The 17,571-nt window shown below is 53.5% G+C and carries 14 protein-coding genes and 1 pseudogene; 12 read left to right on the forward strand and 3 right to left on the reverse strand.

Annotated features, from left to right (window positions below; genetic code table 11):
- From HNQ59_RS15690 to HNQ59_RS15700, 3 genes and pseudogenes are all read left to right on the forward strand, one after another.
- A pseudogene (locus tag HNQ59_RS15690) lies at positions 1-167 on the forward strand (IS630 family transposase); the annotation flags it as partial.
- A 496-nt stretch (positions 168-663) separates the two neighbouring features.
- Entirely contained in the window at positions 664-1,884 is a 1,221-nt protein-coding gene (gene hemA, locus HNQ59_RS15695) for a 5-aminolevulinate synthase (protein WP_184041345.1), read from the forward strand.
- Between the two features lie 320 nt (positions 1,885-2,204).
- The gene (locus HNQ59_RS15700; RefSeq protein WP_184041346.1) at positions 2,205-3,116 is read left to right on the forward strand and encodes a DMT family transporter; all 912 of its coding nucleotides are present in this window, start codon (positions 2,205-2,207) and stop codon (positions 3,114-3,116) included.
- 179 nt (positions 3,117-3,295) lie between these two features.
- On the opposite strand, the gene HNQ59_RS15705 is transcribed toward HNQ59_RS15700, so the two are convergent.
- Positions 3,296-5,956, reverse strand: a complete 2,661-nt coding sequence (locus tag HNQ59_RS15705) for an NACHT domain-containing protein (RefSeq protein WP_184041347.1) — start codon at positions 5,954-5,956, stop codon at positions 3,296-3,298.
- On the reverse strand, positions 5,953-7,428 hold the full coding sequence (locus HNQ59_RS15710; RefSeq protein ID WP_184041348.1) for a KAP family P-loop NTPase fold protein: 1,476 nt from the start codon (positions 7,426-7,428) through the stop codon (positions 5,953-5,955). Before HNQ59_RS15710 ends, HNQ59_RS15705 begins: the two co-directional genes overlap by 4 nt.
- Before the next feature lie 388 nt (positions 7,429-7,816).
- Here HNQ59_RS15710 and HNQ59_RS15715 point away from each other — a divergent pair, with 388 nt between their 5' ends.
- The 8 genes from HNQ59_RS15715 (at position 7,817) to HNQ59_RS15750 (ending at position 16,307) form a co-directional block, all read left to right on the forward strand.
- Positions 7,817-8,017 carry a hypothetical protein gene (locus HNQ59_RS15715; RefSeq protein ID WP_184041349.1) on the forward strand — a complete coding sequence of 67 codons (201 nt, stop codon included), beginning with the start codon at positions 7,817-7,819 and terminating at the stop codon, positions 8,015-8,017.
- A 364-nt stretch (positions 8,018-8,381) separates the two neighbouring features.
- Entirely contained in the window at positions 8,382-8,564 is a 183-nt protein-coding gene (locus HNQ59_RS15720; RefSeq protein WP_184041350.1) for a hypothetical protein, read from the forward strand.
- A 12-nt stretch (positions 8,565-8,576) separates the two neighbouring features.
- Positions 8,577-10,793: a hypothetical protein gene (locus HNQ59_RS15725; protein WP_184041351.1), complete on the forward strand. Its 2,217-nt coding sequence runs from the start codon at positions 8,577-8,579 to the stop codon at positions 10,791-10,793.
- Positions 10,794-10,843: 50 nt separating this feature from the next.
- Positions 10,844-11,515, forward strand: a complete 672-nt coding sequence (locus tag HNQ59_RS15730) for a hypothetical protein (protein ID WP_184041352.1) — start codon at positions 10,844-10,846, stop codon at positions 11,513-11,515.
- 108 nt (positions 11,516-11,623) lie between these two features.
- Positions 11,624-13,033, forward strand: a complete 1,410-nt coding sequence (locus tag HNQ59_RS15735; protein ID WP_184041353.1) for a C13 family peptidase — start codon at positions 11,624-11,626, stop codon at positions 13,031-13,033.
- Positions 13,034-13,086: 53 nt separating this feature from the next.
- Complete coding sequence (locus HNQ59_RS15740) at positions 13,087-13,689, forward strand: LysE family transporter (protein WP_184041354.1); 603 nt, start codon at positions 13,087-13,089, stop codon at positions 13,687-13,689.
- Between the two features lie 76 nt (positions 13,690-13,765).
- Positions 13,766-14,590 carry an undecaprenyl-diphosphate phosphatase gene (locus HNQ59_RS15745; protein WP_184041355.1) on the forward strand — a complete coding sequence of 275 codons (825 nt, stop codon included), beginning with the start codon at positions 13,766-13,768 and terminating at the stop codon, positions 14,588-14,590.
- A gap of 193 nt (positions 14,591-14,783) precedes the next feature.
- A complete protein-coding gene (locus tag HNQ59_RS15750) occupies positions 14,784-16,307 on the forward strand; it encodes a methyl-accepting chemotaxis protein (RefSeq protein ID WP_184041356.1) in 1,524 nt (507 codons plus the stop codon).
- A gap of 113 nt (positions 16,308-16,420) precedes the next feature.
- Here HNQ59_RS15750 and HNQ59_RS15755 read toward each other — a convergent pair whose 3' ends face one another.
- The gene (locus tag HNQ59_RS15755; RefSeq protein ID WP_184041411.1) at positions 16,421-16,735 is read right to left on the reverse strand and encodes a hypothetical protein; all 315 of its coding nucleotides are present in this window, start codon (positions 16,733-16,735) and stop codon (positions 16,421-16,423) included.
- 316 nt (positions 16,736-17,051) lie between these two features.
- Here HNQ59_RS15755 and HNQ59_RS15760 point away from each other — a divergent pair, with 316 nt between their 5' ends.
- Positions 17,052-17,504 carry a DUF4442 domain-containing protein gene (locus HNQ59_RS15760; protein WP_184041357.1) on the forward strand — a complete coding sequence of 151 codons (453 nt, stop codon included), beginning with the start codon at positions 17,052-17,054 and terminating at the stop codon, positions 17,502-17,504.
- Positions 17,505-17,571 lie beyond the last annotated feature (67 nt).

Here is a 17,571-nt window from a genome sequence, read left to right on the forward strand (position 1 = left end):
AGCGGTTAAACGCCGATCTAAAACATGCCATGGGCAAGCGTGCACTGATACGTACCAAAGTAAAATTGCGCGAAGCAGCCAATGAACACATGACGTAGCTGGAGCAATCCCCGGAGCGCGTCCGAGCCTATTTTCAGGACCCGGTAGTCAAGTATGCGGCGGGTTAAAACATCAAAGGGCCGGATCAATAACTTGTGCTAATTGACTACGCAGGTCCGCAGGCCGGTCTCACCGCACCCCACTTGCTTAAATAAAGGGACAGGCCAATCCAATGTCCAATCTTCACCCTGACTGCGCAACCATTCTGCATCACACGTTTTGCTCAAATACAAAGCACCACAAATTCAATACCTTAGGATTACGATTTCGCCCCACCCACCCGCCTTTAGCAAAGTAATTATTGCTTACCCAATCAATTAAATATTTATTAATATATACATACGCATTTTATTAATTAAACAAATTAAGCATATAAACCATTGCTCATCACATATCAACACTGTAGAATATTTTTCACTTAATAATTACAACCAAAATCCAATGGCAATTAATAAGCATAAATTTTCCGATAGATTTGGAAAAACCACTCCCATCACCTGACTTCTTTTTTAAAGAGCATGATCTAAATCATGATTAATCAAACTCACTTTCAATAAAGCTAATATGTACTCAGAAATATTACTGCAGAAACTATCAGATCTCAAAAAAAGTAAAGCATACCGCGAATTTGTCACTATCAATCGTATTCAAGGTAGATACCCCCTGGCGTACCTAGACGGGAATTCATCAGATGAGTCGCCCGTTGTCGTTTGGTGTAGTAATGACTATCTGGGCATGTCGCAGCATCCAGGGGTAATTCAGTCCATGCTGAGTGCAATCCGTGACTTTGGCGCTGGATCAGGTGGGTCGCGAAATATTGGCGGCAGCCACTTCCAGTACGCTGAATTGGAATCAGAATTAGCAGAATGGCATCACAAAGAAGCAGGGCTGGTTTTTCCAACTGGCTATAGCTCAAATGATGCCACATTGCAGTGCCTTTTAAGGGTCTTCGAAAACTGTATCGTCTTTTCAGATGAGAAAAATCACGCCTCTATAATCAATGGAATTCGTAGTGTTCCCACAGAGCGACAAATATTCAGGCACAATGATGTATATCATTTAGAAAGTTTGCTAAAACAGTATCCATTTGACCGTCCGAAAATTATTGTATTTGAATCTATTTATTCAATGGATGGTGATGTTGGTCCAATTGCCGAGATCATTGATCTTGCAAAAAAGTACAATGCTTTGACTTTTCTGGATGAGGTACATGCGATCGGCATGTATGGACCAAGAGGGGCGGGCATAGCAGCGGCACTAGGGCTGGCTGACCAGATTGATATCATTCAAGGCACAATGGCTAAAGCAATTGGTGTGATCGGCGGATACATCACAGGAACAGCTTCAATGATTGACGTCATTCGCTCTCTCGCATCCGGCTTCATATTTACCACATCCTTGCCACCTTCCATCGTTGCCGCTTGCTTGGCATCAGTCCGCCACCTGAAGGAGAGCGAAGAGGAGAGGTGTTTGCTACACGCCAAAACTGAACAACTGCGGCACATGCTCGAAGTACGTGGTATTCAGATCATGCCCAGCAGCACAACACATGTACTGCCTGTATTGGTCGGTGATGCCAACAAATGTAAAACTGCTGCCGCAGAGCTATTACACAAACATCGTGTCTATCTTCAACCGATCAATTCACCAACGGTGCCGGTTGGGACCGAGCGATTCCGGATCAATGTCACCCCCAACCATACTGATGCACATATTGCACATCTCTGTGAGTCGCTGTGTACCGTATTCGACCAGCTCAACATTCGACCGACATTGGCATCCTGACAGTTAGCCACGGAAATTGGCACCTAGAGGTGCCAATTTCCATTCAGTTCGCACTCGTCAAGGGAGGCAACCTTCAGGTTGAACGATACAATCCATATGCCGGCGACTACTTGCCCTACCAGCCCCAGCAAATCATTAAATGCGCAAAATCAGATCTTCTATTTTGTACAGCTATAGAAGTCTAATTGTGTTAATTTGGAAACCAATGTCTGCATTGATGTGGAATTTAGAATATTTCGACACCTGATCTACAACACTCCCTTGCATCTCACCCAAGGCCACGCAACTCCCCCTGAATGATTCAACCGAACCCATCTGCCATGACCGTTTTCATGTATGTCTTTTGCCTGCTGGCGTGGGGCCTGAATTTCATTGCCATTCGTCTACAAGGCCACGCGGTGCCAGTTGAATGGTCATTGGTCTACCGGCTGGCGATCGGCGCTGTCCTATTCTGTTGTCTGATCGCCTGGATGCAGCCGAAAAGCAGACTGAAGCGGCACGATATCTCGTCGGTACTGGCTTTCGGCTTTTTCAATTTCGCGGCGAGCTATCTGGCGCTCTACCATGCCACCAAGCTGATCTCAGCGCCGCTCGTTACGCTGATCTTTTCCATGAAGACCATCAGCACGCCGATTTTTCTACGTATATTTTTGAAACAGCGCTTACATAAAGCGTTGTTGATTGGTGGGTTGATTGGCGTGGCGGGGGTGGGCGTGCTGATCTACCCGATGTTATCGCAAGGCGCTTCTGCATCGGCATTACCAGGTATGTTCTATGCGGTGTCCGGCACCCTGCTTACATCGATGGGGGACGTCTATTCAGCACGAAATGCAAAAAACGAGGTCAACCCAGTCCAGGCCAATGCACTTGGCCTGTGCTTTGCCTCGGCATTGGTGGCGCTCTATGCATACAGCCAGGGCCTGACACCTACATTCGCCCACACCCCTTCCTATATTGGTGCGCTGCTGTATTTGACCGTGATTGCAACCTGCGCCGCCTGGCTATTTTATCTCCAGTTGGTGGCGCGCCTGGGTGCCGCGCAAAGCGGCTATATGGTTGCCTTTTTCCCTGTCATTGGCGGTGTGGCATCTGTTTTGATTGGTGAAAGCACCCTGACAGCCCATCTGGTATTCAGCTGCATTCTGACCTGCACCGGCGCACTGGTCGCCCTGTCTGGCGGCAGCTCAGGTAGCCGGAAAATGGCTACCCAGCCAGATCAATTGAGCAGGTGAGATCACCATTGGCATGATCAGCACAAGGCCAAATCGCGGGCAACCATGGCGCCCCGTCATTTCCCGCATCCACTTCACGCGGGGCATCAGGCAAACCGTGCTGGCTGGCGTATGAAATGAACCAGCCCGGCTAAGCCGGGCTGGTTGTGGGGGGGCGGTTGATTGAGCAGAGTTGTTGCTCAGGGCTGTTGGGTGCGGCGTTTCCGGGGCGTGGCGGGGGTGCTGGGCGTGGGGTTGGGATAAATAATCAGGCTGGGTAACCTCCGCTCGCCCCATTCGCATCTGCGGCCTTGCAATGCCAAAGCCGCTGCAAATGCGGCTTCGTCCTGAAGCTGGGCAGGATGAACATAAATGGATTCCAATTTGGCCAAAGCAGCCAGGGGCGCAATGGATAATGCGACGTCATCATCCATCTGATGCAGCCAGATCTGTTTCAGATTGCTTAGCGAAGCGATGGAACGCATATCTATTGCCGCTCCACAAACCAATAGCTGGGTGATACCACTATTGCCTGACAACCAGCGCATATCTTCAGCTCCATCTATTGCCAGACCTCTCAGAGATGAACAACTATTTATTACCGAGAAATCTTCAATATCATTACTACGAATAGCGATTTTATTCAATCGATTAAAATTTCTAATGAACTCTATATTCCTCAAACCACAGCCATCTAAATATAGTGCTCTAAGTTCAGAATAAGGTTTCACCCAACATAAATCACTGATTTCATTGAATGAAATATCCAAAGAAAGTAATTCTGGCAAATTGGATAAATCTGGAAATTTATGTAGATCGCAATTTATCAGAGCCAGTAATTTAAGTTGGCCAAACTCCTGCGCAAGCCAGTCAACATGCTGTAATCGCACGCTCGCTAGATATAGCTCAGTTGGTCGGCGCACCCGTAATACGGCAAGGGTGTGCGCATGCCAATCGGCATCTACCATTAAATGACCAATACAAATTTCATTGTTGTACGGAAAATTCATATCTCTCATAAACAGGTCTACCAGCAATTCAACAGCCTGTGCCTTGGCCGTGTGCGCCAAGCCGGAATGCGGGTTGATCACCAGCCGCTCCAGCAGCCAAGCCATTTGGTGCATGTCCCTTGCATTTTTCGGCCAGCCAGGTGATTTCTGCTTGCTGCGTTTATCCAGATAGGTTTGAATGACCTTGAACTGCTCGCCAAACAACTCGATCAGCAGCGCATTCGCCCAGCTCGCCTCTTGCGAAAACAGCTCAAACAGAAACACCAGCACCTCGCGCCACAGCTGCTGGCTGGCCCAGCCCTGTAACGATTTGGTCGTCACCTCACCGGCCTGACGCCGGCTGGCGAAGAAGTGGGGGTGTTGCACCTGCTCGCGGATGAATACCGCTGCGAAATACTCCTGAAATGTCAGGTGCAGAAAGGCGAATTGATCCTCGCCCCTGGGCAATAGCAGGCCGCTGCGTTGCACCACGAAGCGCAGGTAATCTTCAGCAAAGGCACGGTCTGCCTGATAGGCCGAGGACTGCATGGCTTGTTCGATCCAGCCCAGTACCTCGTCGCGGCTGGCCAGCAGGTGCCGATCTATGCCAGTCTGATCAGGGGTGGCTGTCGTGGCGGGCCGTCGGCACTGCATTTCAAAGGCAATGCGGGCCAGCCAGCGCTTTTTCTGCTCCAGAGGATATTGGTCCTTTGCCAGCCCTCGGTATTGGTCGATGTCTTCCAGATAGGCCTGGGCAATGTCGTTGTACAGCAGCGCCCGGCCCTCCGGCAGGCGGGCCCTGACGCGGAACACCAGCGCCATCATGGTCAGCAGCTGCGGGCTGCGGGCCAGGCGCCAGGTGGCCTTGTCTTTGACGATCTGCTGAATGAAATCGCCCGCGTCTTTGTTGGCCTTATCTGGGTGGTCGCGCAGCGCATACCAGTTGTATGCGAAGGCACGGATGCGGACATCGTCGAAGGGAACGACATGGTAGTGCGGCACCGATTGCACCGTGCCCGCCCCCCCTGCGTGTTTCCTGCCCCCCCACAGGCTCTGATCCAGCTCGTCATAGCGCCGCGTCCGGCCTTCGTGCAGCTTGGCCAGCTCATCACGCAGCAGCTCATCGGGCACTGCCGGAGCAAGCCCGTGCATGGCCTCGGCAGTGGGGAGGTCACCATCCAGCCGGCATTCGTCGTAACCGACGATCCGCGAGGTGATCAGCCAGCGCGTATCAGGGTGCGCCCGCCAGCCATCCCACACGGCAGCCCGCACCCGTTGGCGCCCATCCAGGCTCAGCTCGTCGAAGCCATCCAGCATCAACACCACTTTGCCAGCGGCCAGATAGGTGTCGAACAAGGGCCGGGCCTCGTCCGTATTCAGCAGCAGGCCCAGGGGCGTGGCCAGCAGCGCCGCCAGAAGGCGTTGAAAGGCCTCGCCAGGCGCGGCGGTTTCCGCTTCTGTCTTTGACAAGAGGGTGTCCAGCGGCAGCTCGCGCAGCACAAATACCAAAGGAATGGTGCCATCGATGCCATCTGGCAGGCGTGCCACCATGCTGGCGGCAATGCGCCAGGCCAGCCAGCTGAGCAGGGTCGATTTGCCACTGCCAGGGTCGCCCAGCAGCACCAGCCGTGGCTCGCGCGCCAGGCAATCGAGCATGCTGTCACAGTCTGGCCAGTCGTCGAGTGGTAAATCGGGTGAGACCCAGGATTTCGACAACTGCGGCTTGACAAACAGCTGATCGATGGCGGTATTGCCCCGGTCTTGCAGGGTGGGCATGGCGATAAAACGGATCAGGCCGTATTGCCTTTGCACCTCGCCCAGGTATCGGCGGAGGGGCAGGTGGTGAGCAGCAGGCAGTAATGAAGTCATCATGGGGCAATGTTCAGAAATGCGTTGAAGGTACTAGGCAGAAAATCATAACGATTCAACAATGGAGCAATCCAAAAAATCTCTACCGAGCTAGGATTGGGGTGCGCTTCCATATAAGGCAGCCGGGACGCCACTTCAACGCTCTCTGACATGAATATTTTCAAGGGTTTCAGCCATTCAGGCATCGCCTGATTCTCTGCAACGCCCAGCTGGCCAGTCACCCACTTTTGCAGAACGGCACTCCAGAGATCCGGCTGGTAATGCCAGCGCTCATATATTCCACCATGGAACTGGTAAACATACGCAACCACCAGCAAATGCAGTGCAGTATCTTCATCCAATCTGGGCAATAGCTTATCACTATTGTCACGTCTGGGATTCGCCAGCTCATACTCGACAGCCATGCGCCGCATCAGGTTGGCCAGCGCCTTCAGTCGGCGCGGGTTGGGCGGCAGAAAAGGAATGTCCCCGAGCTTTTTCTGGTCATTGGCGTTCTGATCCTGTGTCTTGGCGTCCCGACCCAGTGCCTTCTTCAACCGGATGTGTAGATTCTCCAAGATTTCATTGGTTTTATCACTTCCCCTATTCTGCTGATCCCACACCCAGGCCAGCAGATCTTGCTCCCGATTGCGCGGCAAGGGCAGGCGCCAGATGTTGGTGCAAAGCTTTTCCAGGTAGGCTTCGCCACGGATGCGGGCGCTGTCGGTCACACCTGTGTCGTGTTGTAGTGATTTATCCAGGTTGGCGGCAATCACCTGCTGATTCATGCCCAGCACAAACACACAGTTGGGCAACGACAGATAGATTTTCAGCCCCTCCAACAGTCGAAAGGCCGATTCTGGCGAGCAGCGGTCAAGGTCGTCGATGAAAACCACCAGTCGCGGCGATGGTAGTTTATTTGACTTTTTTGGTAGCAACTTGCTCAGCGCATCGGACAACATGTCCCGCACCAGATCAGGGGGCAGGCGCTCTGCCAAGTGTTCTTTCTCCCAAGCCACGCCTAATGCCTGGATTTTCTCCGCATTGGGTACCAGCCCTTCCAGCTTGATGGTCTTTGCTGCGTCATGTATCTGATTCAACACACCACGAAACGCGATCTCACCGATTTTTTTGATTTGCGCACCCATTTTGTCAGGCGTGCTCAACGCCCTGCGCATCGCTTGCAGCAAGGCCACTACCGGCACTGGTTCGTGTTGATAGCGCCAAGCCTCGAACCAGACCGTCACAATGTGTTCGTCGTAGATGGCAACTTTTTCTGTGTCATTACGCTGGTCTTTGCCTGTATCGTGCTCGCCCGTCAGATAACGTCGGATCTGTTTCAGCATACTGGTCTTGCCCGCTCCCCAGTCGCCATGCACGCCCAGCACCATGGGTGGTGTGCAATGGGCAATCTGTTCTGCAATGGCTTTGACCAGCGGTTTCCGATCTAGTTTGTCATCAAGTGTGGGTTCATCATTCAGCGCGGGAATCGACATATTCTGCTCCACTTAAATACGAGCTGGTTATTTCATGATTTACTTATATGCTCCTGCAATTTACCGTTATTGAAAATCACACCGATCAGATACAGATCATAAATACACAATTAAGATATTGTTATACATGGAAAAAATAAAAAATTCCAATCAAGACGAGATAAATGGCATGCCATATATTGATCAACATCAAGCCAGACTTACAAATGTCATATGCCGACTGCGTATATTGCATTTCGCACCGCACAAATGTTTCAATCAGTGGTATAGTGGCGCCGCCGTAAACGTTTCGATCTCTTTTTTGACAAGCCTTGTGCTGACACCCTGATCAATCCATCACCCAGATGGCGGATGTAGCGTTTGTTGATTATTGTTTGAGGGGGAAATCATGCATAACCAAGACCAGTCTTTTGACGATGTCGTTACCGAGCTTCGTCGCCTTTCCTTGGCTTATCGCCAATCCAACGAGTGGGCGCTTGCCGCCAAGGTGGATGTGATTCTGGCAAAGTGGGAGTCTCATATCGATGAGCCTATCCACCACCTCCCGGCATTTCAGTTGAAGCCACAACTGGCCAAGGTCGTTTGCTGATCCACTCCAGCAATCATTGAATGCGGTGCCAAACCATACTGGGTGCAGCGTGCCCATTCCCCGCCAGGCCCGCATTCAAGTCGTAATGGCTGCCACCTGACTGATCAGGCAGATTGGGAACGACTCTCCGGCACATCGCCCTCCCCTTGCCGCCCCTTTTCAATCGTAGAAGAAACCGCTGCCATCGATGGCTTTGCGGAGAAGCCGATCATCCGTTCACTTGTCTTAATCAACTGATAGATCACAGCTATTCAGTTGTATTGAATGGATTGTGATTGCTATTGGCTCTGTCGCTTTTCAGCCGCTAAAACGAATCCTGCATCTTCATTTTGTGTTGGTATTGCTAGGCTGAAAAGGAGTACACATGAAGCACAGCGCATATCGCCGGGTGTTCCCATTACTTGCCGGTGCCATTTTGCTGCACGCCATCACCAGCTGTGGCGGTGGTGGCAGCGATTCGACTGCTACCACGCCGACGCCCCCTGCCGACACGACAGTAGCCGGGCTGAAAGTAGCCGAGCAAGTCAGTGTTGTCGATGCGAAATGACAGGGGGAAGCCATGCGCCACGATCCTATCCAAGTCGTACCCGCTTTGGTGTCCAGTCTGTTTGCCACATCCGGCGTGCTTGTGGCGGCGGTTCCTGCCGATTCGGATTTCAATAAAGATGAAGCCCGCCGCTATGTCCATGAGCGCTCAGCCGAGACGTTTTCCATGGCCAATCAGATTCTCTGTTATTTCAACCAGACCAAGTACCCAAGCTTTGTGAACAAGGGGCCTTACAAGGCATTGGTCGATCAGAAGTTGTGCAATGCCAATCGAGACGATGCCAGCAACAGCACGAACGGCGAAAGCACAGCTGACAATTCGCCACATTACATGGACTGGATCGTAGACGTTACCCGTGCCAACAGCACCGCACCCCAGCTTGCCAAGTTCTGGGTGACCGACATCGGCAGGGCAGATAAGCCGGGGATGAAAATCCTGGTTTCGATGACGGCCACCGAATCGGCCACGAGCACCAATCCTTATGGCCTGTTCAAGCTGGATTTCATTGGCTATCCCTTGATCAACGGGCAGGTGCAGACGGCGCAGCCACAGATGAAAGGCTACATCGAGGTTGCCAAAGATGGCACGGGTGCCCCACAGCTGTCTTTCTTTCAGGAGGAGCTGGATCGCCAGAATGGCCAGCCAAGAACGGACGCTGCAGTGATTCAACGCACTGCGGATGGAGGAGCCGGATCAGGCAAGACATTGGAAAAAGACAAGGGTTTTGCGTTCGCATTCAATAGCAGCTTGTTCCTGCGCTCATCGGACTCCGGCAATGCCTGTTTCAGCCGCGACCAGACCGAAGACACGTCCTGGCGCTATGCACTATATGACAGTGTGACCGGTGCCAGGCTGGAGGTGTCGTCCGGGTTTCCCATTCGCGTCACGCAAGGCAGCAAGAGCTATCAGGGCTGGGTGGGATACTGGGGGCTGCATTTCCCAGAAAGCGTCGTGCTGAATCATGGCGACACGGTGTTCAAACAGTCTTTTGGCAACAACAGCACCACCACTGCGTACACCTTGCTGAAGGCTGGCGGGCGTTTACAGCAGCATGTGCGCAAGACCCTGACACTGGCCGATATGGCTGGTGTACTGCTGGATTGGCAAACTGTCGGTGGCACCACCCGTTATCAGATCAAGTGGGAAAAAAGCCAAGGCAAATTCTTCAAGGTTAAATCCATGCCAGCCCAGCAGCATAGCGGCCCGCCCCAGTGGACTGAGATCGATCCACCTGTCGCGCTGACCAGCAGCGATCTACAAAACGAGTTTGACCTGAATGCCTGGTCCCAGGCCCTTGGCGGCTCGATCCGTATCGCCATCAAGGAGCCCGACCCGAGCAAACCTGGCGGTGCCAGGGTCAAATCTTTGAGCAACGATTCAGAAGCAACCATCATGGTACAGACCCCAGTTGCGCCAGGTGATGCCGTCCCTGCCACGCTGGCATGCTACGAGCGCTGCCCCGACCCCAGCAAATTCGGGCAGGCTGGGCAACAGCCCTATAAAGCCTTCAACTCGGGGCGCCATGATTACAGCTTTGACAGCACAGCCATGGTTTTGAAGGAGGGTACGACACCTGTGGTGTTGACAGCGGCGGTCGATGGTACGCGCGATGTGCGAAGCGGGGCATTGTTTGAGCCCTCGCCTGGCAATCTTGCCAAACTGGCCTGTGATTGGAACCCTGCGGAAACCTGCTCGTGGAAAGCCTGGCAAGCATTGGATGTCTTCTACTCGTGGCAGACCGGAGTCGATAACTGGAATCAACTGGCCTTGTTGAAGGACGCACAGGGGAATGTGCTCAAATTCGACCCACCGAAACTGGTTACATTGGCTTATACCAATGCCGCGTTGGGCTTCAATGAAACCAAATTTCAATTGGAGTATGGCGGATTTGGCGATCTGCACGGGATACCCGGCGATTGCCTTGACCCGGAAACCAATCTGAAAGCCGCCTGCGGGCCAAGCAAACGCTTTGTGCCGCTGTTCTCGATCGCCACCGGAACCGAGGTGGCAGACGCCGCGCCCAATAGCCTGAAGACCTATCTGGTCAAAGCACTGGAAACCGAGCAGCGCCTGAAGAAGATCGACCTGGGCCAGTGCAGCACGCTGAGTTTGCCAGGTGCCAGCATGGTGCTTCCGACCAGTGCACGCTTCGTCACGCCTGCCATCGGTGATGAGCCTTCGGTAGCTGGCGGGGCCTCGGTTGTGGGCGGGGTCATCAAGGCACAGTAATGATGTCAGGTCAGGCGGCCCCTCTGCCATGTCGTTACAGTTCGTCCGACATGAGAAGGTGGGTGCTGCCTGTTGCGCTGGCTCTGTTGCTCCACGCCTTGCTGTTCAGCCTCTGGCAGGCCCCCAAGCCGCAGCTGCGACGCCCGCATTTCAGCTTATGGGTCACACTGGCCAGACCTGAAATCGCTGCGCCCAAGACAATGCACAATCAAGTCGAGGTATTTCACGACCAGCGCACCGCCACACCCTCTCTGCCCCAGGCCACCCCACCGGCATTGACAGCCAACGCCCCCCTGCCCGCCAGAGCGCTTGCTTCAGCTGAAGTGGACATCGACCCGCCCACAGCCAACCAGCCCTTGGCTTGGCCCCACCAGCCGACCACATCAGCACCGCCGTCGAGACATCCCTTCATTGAGCAGCAGTGGATCGATCAATTAGGCCATCAACTCGCATCGCGGATCGCCACCCTGCAATTCGCCTTTCAGGGCCAGCTGCCCAGGCTGAGCTGCCGCGTCGTGTTGCAGGCTGGTGCTGCCGAACAGCTCGACTGCACCGACCCTGCTGACGCACGTTGGTTGGCGCAGTTCTTTACTCCCCATCTGTTGCCACAACCACCCTCTGCCTTGGCCGGACAGCAGTACACCATCGTATTGGATTGGCAGACCCCAGGCAGCTTCCAGATTAGCACCAGCCCAGCCTCTGCCTTGGCTGAAACGGAATAGTCATCACCAACCCGGTGCAACGGCAAGCACTGACCAAGGTACGCTTTGAAATAGAAAAACACCACAGGCCCGATATAATCCCCACAGTCCCTATTGAGCACATTTGTAATGAAAGCCCTGTGGCGATCTTTTTCCCGTAATCTGTGGGCCGGGCTGCGGCTGTTGATGTTGCAACCCGTGGCCGTGCGTGACTTCCGCAGCCGCCCGGAGCAGCTGACCCTATTGATACTGACCGGGGCCGTGCTTGAAATCCTGCTCTGCCAAGCCGAATTTGGCGGTGAGGGTGATATCAATTGGGTCACCTTACCCAATTTCCTTTCGCTGACCATGAAGGACTTGGCGCTGGGCATGGTGTTGGCCTGGTTTTTTCGCAATCGTCGGCTATTACTATGGTGGCCTGTCCTGGTGTTATCGGCGGACATCTGGCTTTCTGTGCTCTGCTGGCCATTGGTGAAATGGGCTGGGCTGCGGTTACACAGCCCTGACCTGGCTAATTCATCCCTCATCAGCGGCGTGATGATGGGGCTGATGCTGTGGTATTTGATGACGATTCTGCTGGCGCTCAAACGGACACTGGCCATCTCACTCCGCAGCACCTTGCTGATTGGCGCGGCGCTGATACCACTGCAGTTTGTCGCCTCCACATTCTATGACGACCCACTTTGGCTCCCCACGCCAGCCGAGGCACAAACTGGCGCCCAGAGCTGGCCCGAGCCTGCCCCGCCCCGCTTGCTGGATGAATCATTCCTTTACAACGAGCAAGCCAGGCTGACGGCACAGCTATCAGCGGTCGAACCTAGCCGAGAGGGGGTCGTCGATACCTATTTACTGGCCGTGGCGGGCGATGCATCCCAGCGGGTGTTCAAGCACGAGGTACAGGCGATCCAACAGTTGTTCGATAGCCGGTTTGGCACCCGTGGCCGGTCAATCACGCTGGTCAACAGCCAGGACACCGCCGGGACATTGCCATTGGCTACACGATCCAGTATCGACACGGCCATCCAGCATATCGCCCACCAGATGGATCGACATGAGGACATGCTGGTTCTCTACCTGACATCACATGGCAGCAAGCAACACGAGTTTCAGTTGAGCTTCGATCCGCTGGACTTGCCCCCCGTCACGCCCGACTGGCTGAAAGAGGCATTGGATCGGGCAGGCATCCGTTGGCGGGCAATCGCCGTGTCTGCGTGCTATTCAGGTGGCTTCATTCCACCACTGGCCAATGACACCACCTTGATTGTCACCGCCGCCGACGCCCAGCATCCCTCATTCGGTTGTGAAGACCGTGAGCAATTCACCTATTTTGGGCAGGCCATGTTCAACGAAGCACTGCGCAAGACAGATGACTGGCAACACGCCTTTCAAATGGCTCAGGCGGCGATTCTGCAACGTGAAAAACAAGAGGGGTATGATCCATCCAACCCACAGATTTCGATCGGGCGCGCTTTTAGCGAACATTGGATGGGGGCGCTGGCGGGACGTCAAGCCGATAGCGGCGTCATGCCAAACAAATAATGACGACCACCTGATGGATCAGGCTAAAATGGGCGTTTTACCAGGGAGAGAACATGGGAATCGTAGACATGTGGGCCTTTATCGTGGCCTCTATTTTGCTGATCATTTCGCCTGGCCCTGGCACATTGAACATTCTCGGCTGGTCCATCCGCTCCCGTCGTAGCGGATTCATGGCACTGGCTGGCACCAGTGCAGGTGATGCAACCCTCATGGCCTTGGCTGCGCTGGGCGTATCTGCCCTGTTGAACAACTACCCGATGGCGTTCCAGGTGGTGAAATACGCAGGTGGTGCCTATCTGGTCTGGCTGGGCATCGAAGCATGGCGTGCCAGGGAAGGTGGAGTCATCGCCCTGCCGCCGACGGATGGCGACGCATTCAAGCGAGGGCTGATGGTCACTTTATCCAATCCCAAAGCCATCGTCTTCTTTATGGCTTTTTTCCCGCAGTTTGTCACCGCCGACGCAGGCGCAATGGCGTTCCTGATCCTGGGTGGTGCATTTTTGTCGATGAATTGCCTCTATCAGACCATTCTGATCTGTAGTGCTGCCAAAATTGGCCAACATCTGTCTTCTGCGCCCAAATTCACCAAACTGTTGAATCGGATGGTGGGCACAGTTTTTGTCGCTTTCGGTATCCGTCTGGCTGTTGGGAATTAACACTGCTCAAGGCGGTCAGACGCTCTACTTCCGTTCACCCCCCGATTTTCTTCTCTTAGTGCGCTAAACATTACCCATGGATCTTCTCATACTACTCAAGGCCCTGATTCTCGGGGTGGTCGAAGGCTTGACCGAATTTCTGCCCATCTCCAGCACTGGCCACCTGATCTTGGCTGGATCATTACTGAACTTCAACGATGAAAAAGGAAAAGTCTTCGAGGTCGTCATCCAGCTCGCCGCCATCTTGGCTGTGTGTTGGGAATACCGCGTCAAATTGATCAATGTCTCCAAAGGGCTGACTCACGACCCACAATCCCAACGATTCGTGGTGAATGTGCTGGTCGCCTTTCTGCCCGCTGCCGTGTTGGGTTTCCTGTTTGTCAAAGCCATCAAAATGTATCTGTTCAACGCAATCTGCGTGGCAACCGCTTTCATTGTCGGCGGATTCATCATCCTGTGGGCTGAGCGGCGAGCGCCAAGGCATGCGCGGGTGCAATCCATCGATGACATGAGCGCCTTGGATGCGTTCAAGGTGGGCGTGGCCCAGTGCTTCGCCATGATTCCTGGCACCTCGCGTTCAGGGGCCACCATCATCGGGGGCATGTTGTTTGGTCTCTCACGCCGCACAGCAGCGGAGTTCTCGTTCTTTCTGGCGATTCCAACGATGTTTGCCGCCACGGTCTATGATGTCTACAAACACTGGAATCTGTTTGCGCTGTCAGACCTGCCCGTCTTTGTCGTCGGATCGGTCGCCTCTTTCCTGTCGGCATTCTTTGCCGTGCGCGCCCTGCTGCGTTTCATCTCGAATCATACCTTCGAGGTGTTTGCTTGGTATCGCATTGCCTTTGGCGTAGTGATCCTGTTGACGCATTACTTCGGAATTGTCAGCTGGGCGAACTGACGCGCATCCTCTTTCATCCAATCAGCCCTGTCCGGCGTGATCTCCCACTCGCCAGGCAGGGCCACCCCACCGCTTCTCCGTCCTTCCGTTTCTGGCAAATCTCACGCCTGTCAACTAAGCTGGAACCTGAATAAACCGCAAAGGCACCTGCTTTTGCGCCTTACCTGTTCATTCCGTTTCTGGGGAGAGTCGCATGTCTTGGAACGTCGGGACTCGTCTGACGGTCGTTCTGATCATTGTCGCCACCGTCCTGCTCGCCATTTCGGGCATCTATGGTTCGTGGAAGACCAAAACACAGCTGGAAAGCCGATTGGAAGCTGAGGTATCAGGCGTCAGCTTGCGCCTGCAGGGTAGCCTGCCCTCTATGTTGTGGAATTTCGACAAGGCACAGATCGGGAAGACCATCGCTGCCGAGATGCATTCCAAAGCCATTGTCGGCCTGCTGGTCTCGGCTGATCAAGGTATCGTGGCAGGTGTGTTCAAAGGCGCAGACGACAAAGTGCAACAGACCACCACGGCCCCTCAATTCGAAGGCAGGACAGCCGAGGTTGATCTGACCTTCTCTGAAGAAGGGAAAAACCAGAAGGTCGGTAAGGTCAAGGTGCTGATTTCCACCAGCGAGATGGACACGATTCTTCAGCAAAACATGATTGCAACGATCGTGCAGATCATCGTGCTGGATGTGCTACTGATCGTTGCATTGTCCTGGGCTGTGAATCGGGTAGTGCTACGACCACTCAAACAAGCCCGCGATGCACTGAAGAACATTGCCAGCGGGGACGCCGATCTGACGCGGCGCCTGGATGAATCACGCAAAGATGAGTTTGGTGAGTTGTCGCATTGGTTCAACGTCTTTGTCGAACGCATCCGCATGGTCGTCAATGATGTATCGGATAGCGCACTCCGGCTAGCCGCAGCCGCCGACCAAACCAGCCGCACCAGTGAGCAGGCTTCGGCAAATGCGTCCCGTCAGGTGTCAGAAGCAGAAAACATGCTGCAGCATATCCGGAACGTACTGCATCAGCTTGAGCTGGTTGCTGACAGCACCGGTACCGCCCAGCAGATGGTTACCTCCACGGTGTCCCAAGCTGAACAAGGCAAGAACATCATTCGAGAAACCGGTTACGTGATCAACCAGCTGTCGCAGGATGTGGTCAGCGCAGCCAACGTGATCATGCAATTGGATACCGAAGCGCAACGTATCAAGACGGTATTGCAGGTGATTGAAGAAATAGCAGGCCAGACCAACCTGCTGGCGCTCAATGCAGCCATCGAGGCAGCCAGAGCGGGCGAGCAAGGACGCGGTTTTGCAGTGGTGGCCGATGAGGTACGCAAGCTGGCCAATCGAACTGCCGTATCAACCGGCGAGATACAGGAAGTCATCAAGCGGTTGTTGGATGGGTCGCGCAACGCAGTCCAGGTCATGAGCAGCTCTCGTGAATTGGCTGATGCCGGATCGGAACAGACCAAGCGTGCGGAAGGAGCCATGGAAACGATCGTGGATGCCATTGCAGAGGTCAGGGAAGTGAACGATTCGATTTATTCCATGACCAACGAGCAGAAGACATTGGTGCACGAGGTGGAGGGCAGGGTGACCAATATGCAAAACACCATTCACGACAGCTCAACCGCTGCAGTAGAGACTGCGGCAGCAAGCCACGAACAGGCCAAGCTGGCGGAAGGCCTGCAAGCGCTGGTGGCGCGATTCCGCATTTGAAGCCAATTAACCACCAATTCAAATCTGATTATTGAATTAATTTTTATACAATTTAAATAAAATAAAAGGGCAGATTATTCTGCCCTTTTAACATTCATCTCAATTCACCAGAATTAAGATTTCTTTTCTTCGACTTTCTTCACTTCAGGCTTTGTTTCATTCACTTTTTCAGTGGCTTCTTTCTTCTCTGCCTTCTTTACATGCTTGGTAGCATGCTTCTCGGTATGCTTCTCAGCCTTCTTCTCAACAGCGGGTTTGGCTTCCGGCTTCGCCTCATGCTTGGCTTCAGCTTGCTTGGCGTCTGCCTTGGCTTCAACAGCAGGCTTGGCCTCAGGCGCCTTTGTTTCGGTGGCAGGGGTTGCTGCAACAGCACTGAAGGAAACAGCAGCAACAGCAGAAGCAATCAGAGTAGCGATCAGTTTATTCATTTTAAAACTCCATTCAGTTTAGGTTCAGTATTTACTGTTTCATCCGGGTTTTGTTTTGCTCCCGGCATGGCTCACACATTAACGCCAGCGAGATGAACGAAAACTGAATTAAAAATGGATAAAATATCGGTAACGTTTCAATCAATTCAAAATCAACTATACATTCAAGCTTCATCAGCATGCCCGACTACCCATGCCGATGCCGGCTTACAAGCATATCGCGGTAGGGGCAGCTATCGGCACAGTGCATGGCTTGACACCTATTTGGCTTTACGCAACCATTCAAGCAAACGATCGTTTGAATTGAGATGCCGTCATGTCACCACGCAAGATGAAATGGTTGATCAACCTGTGGCCTCCCTATCTGGGGGCTGGTATCAAGGTGGAGCATATTGCGCCGGACTATCGGCGGGTTGAGGTCAGCCTGCGCATGCGTTGGTACAACCGCAATTATGTAGGCACGCACTTTGGCGGCTCGCTGTTCGCCATGGCCGATCCGTTCTACATGCTGATGTTGATGCAGATTCTGGGGCGGGATTACTACGTGTGGGACAAATCAGCACACATCGACTTTGTCTCGCCCGGCAAAGGCAAGGTGACCGCGCTGTTTTTGGTGACCGACGAGGTGATCGAGGCGATTCAACAGGCAACGGCCAGCGGCGACAAATATCTGCCCGAATTACTGGTGCTGATTCATGATGAACAGGGCAATCTGGTTGCGCGCGTCTCCAAGCAGCTCTATATCAAGCGCAAGCCACCCAAAGCTTGAAGACTGCTGCGGCTCATGTGCAGAATAGCGAGCATGCCGCCATGTGATAGCGCTGGCAACCTTGGCA

Origin of the sequence: Chitinivorax tropicus, assembly GCF_014202905.1 — a bacterium.
GTDB lineage: Bacteria > Pseudomonadota > Gammaproteobacteria > Burkholderiales > SCOH01 > Chitinivorax > Chitinivorax tropicus.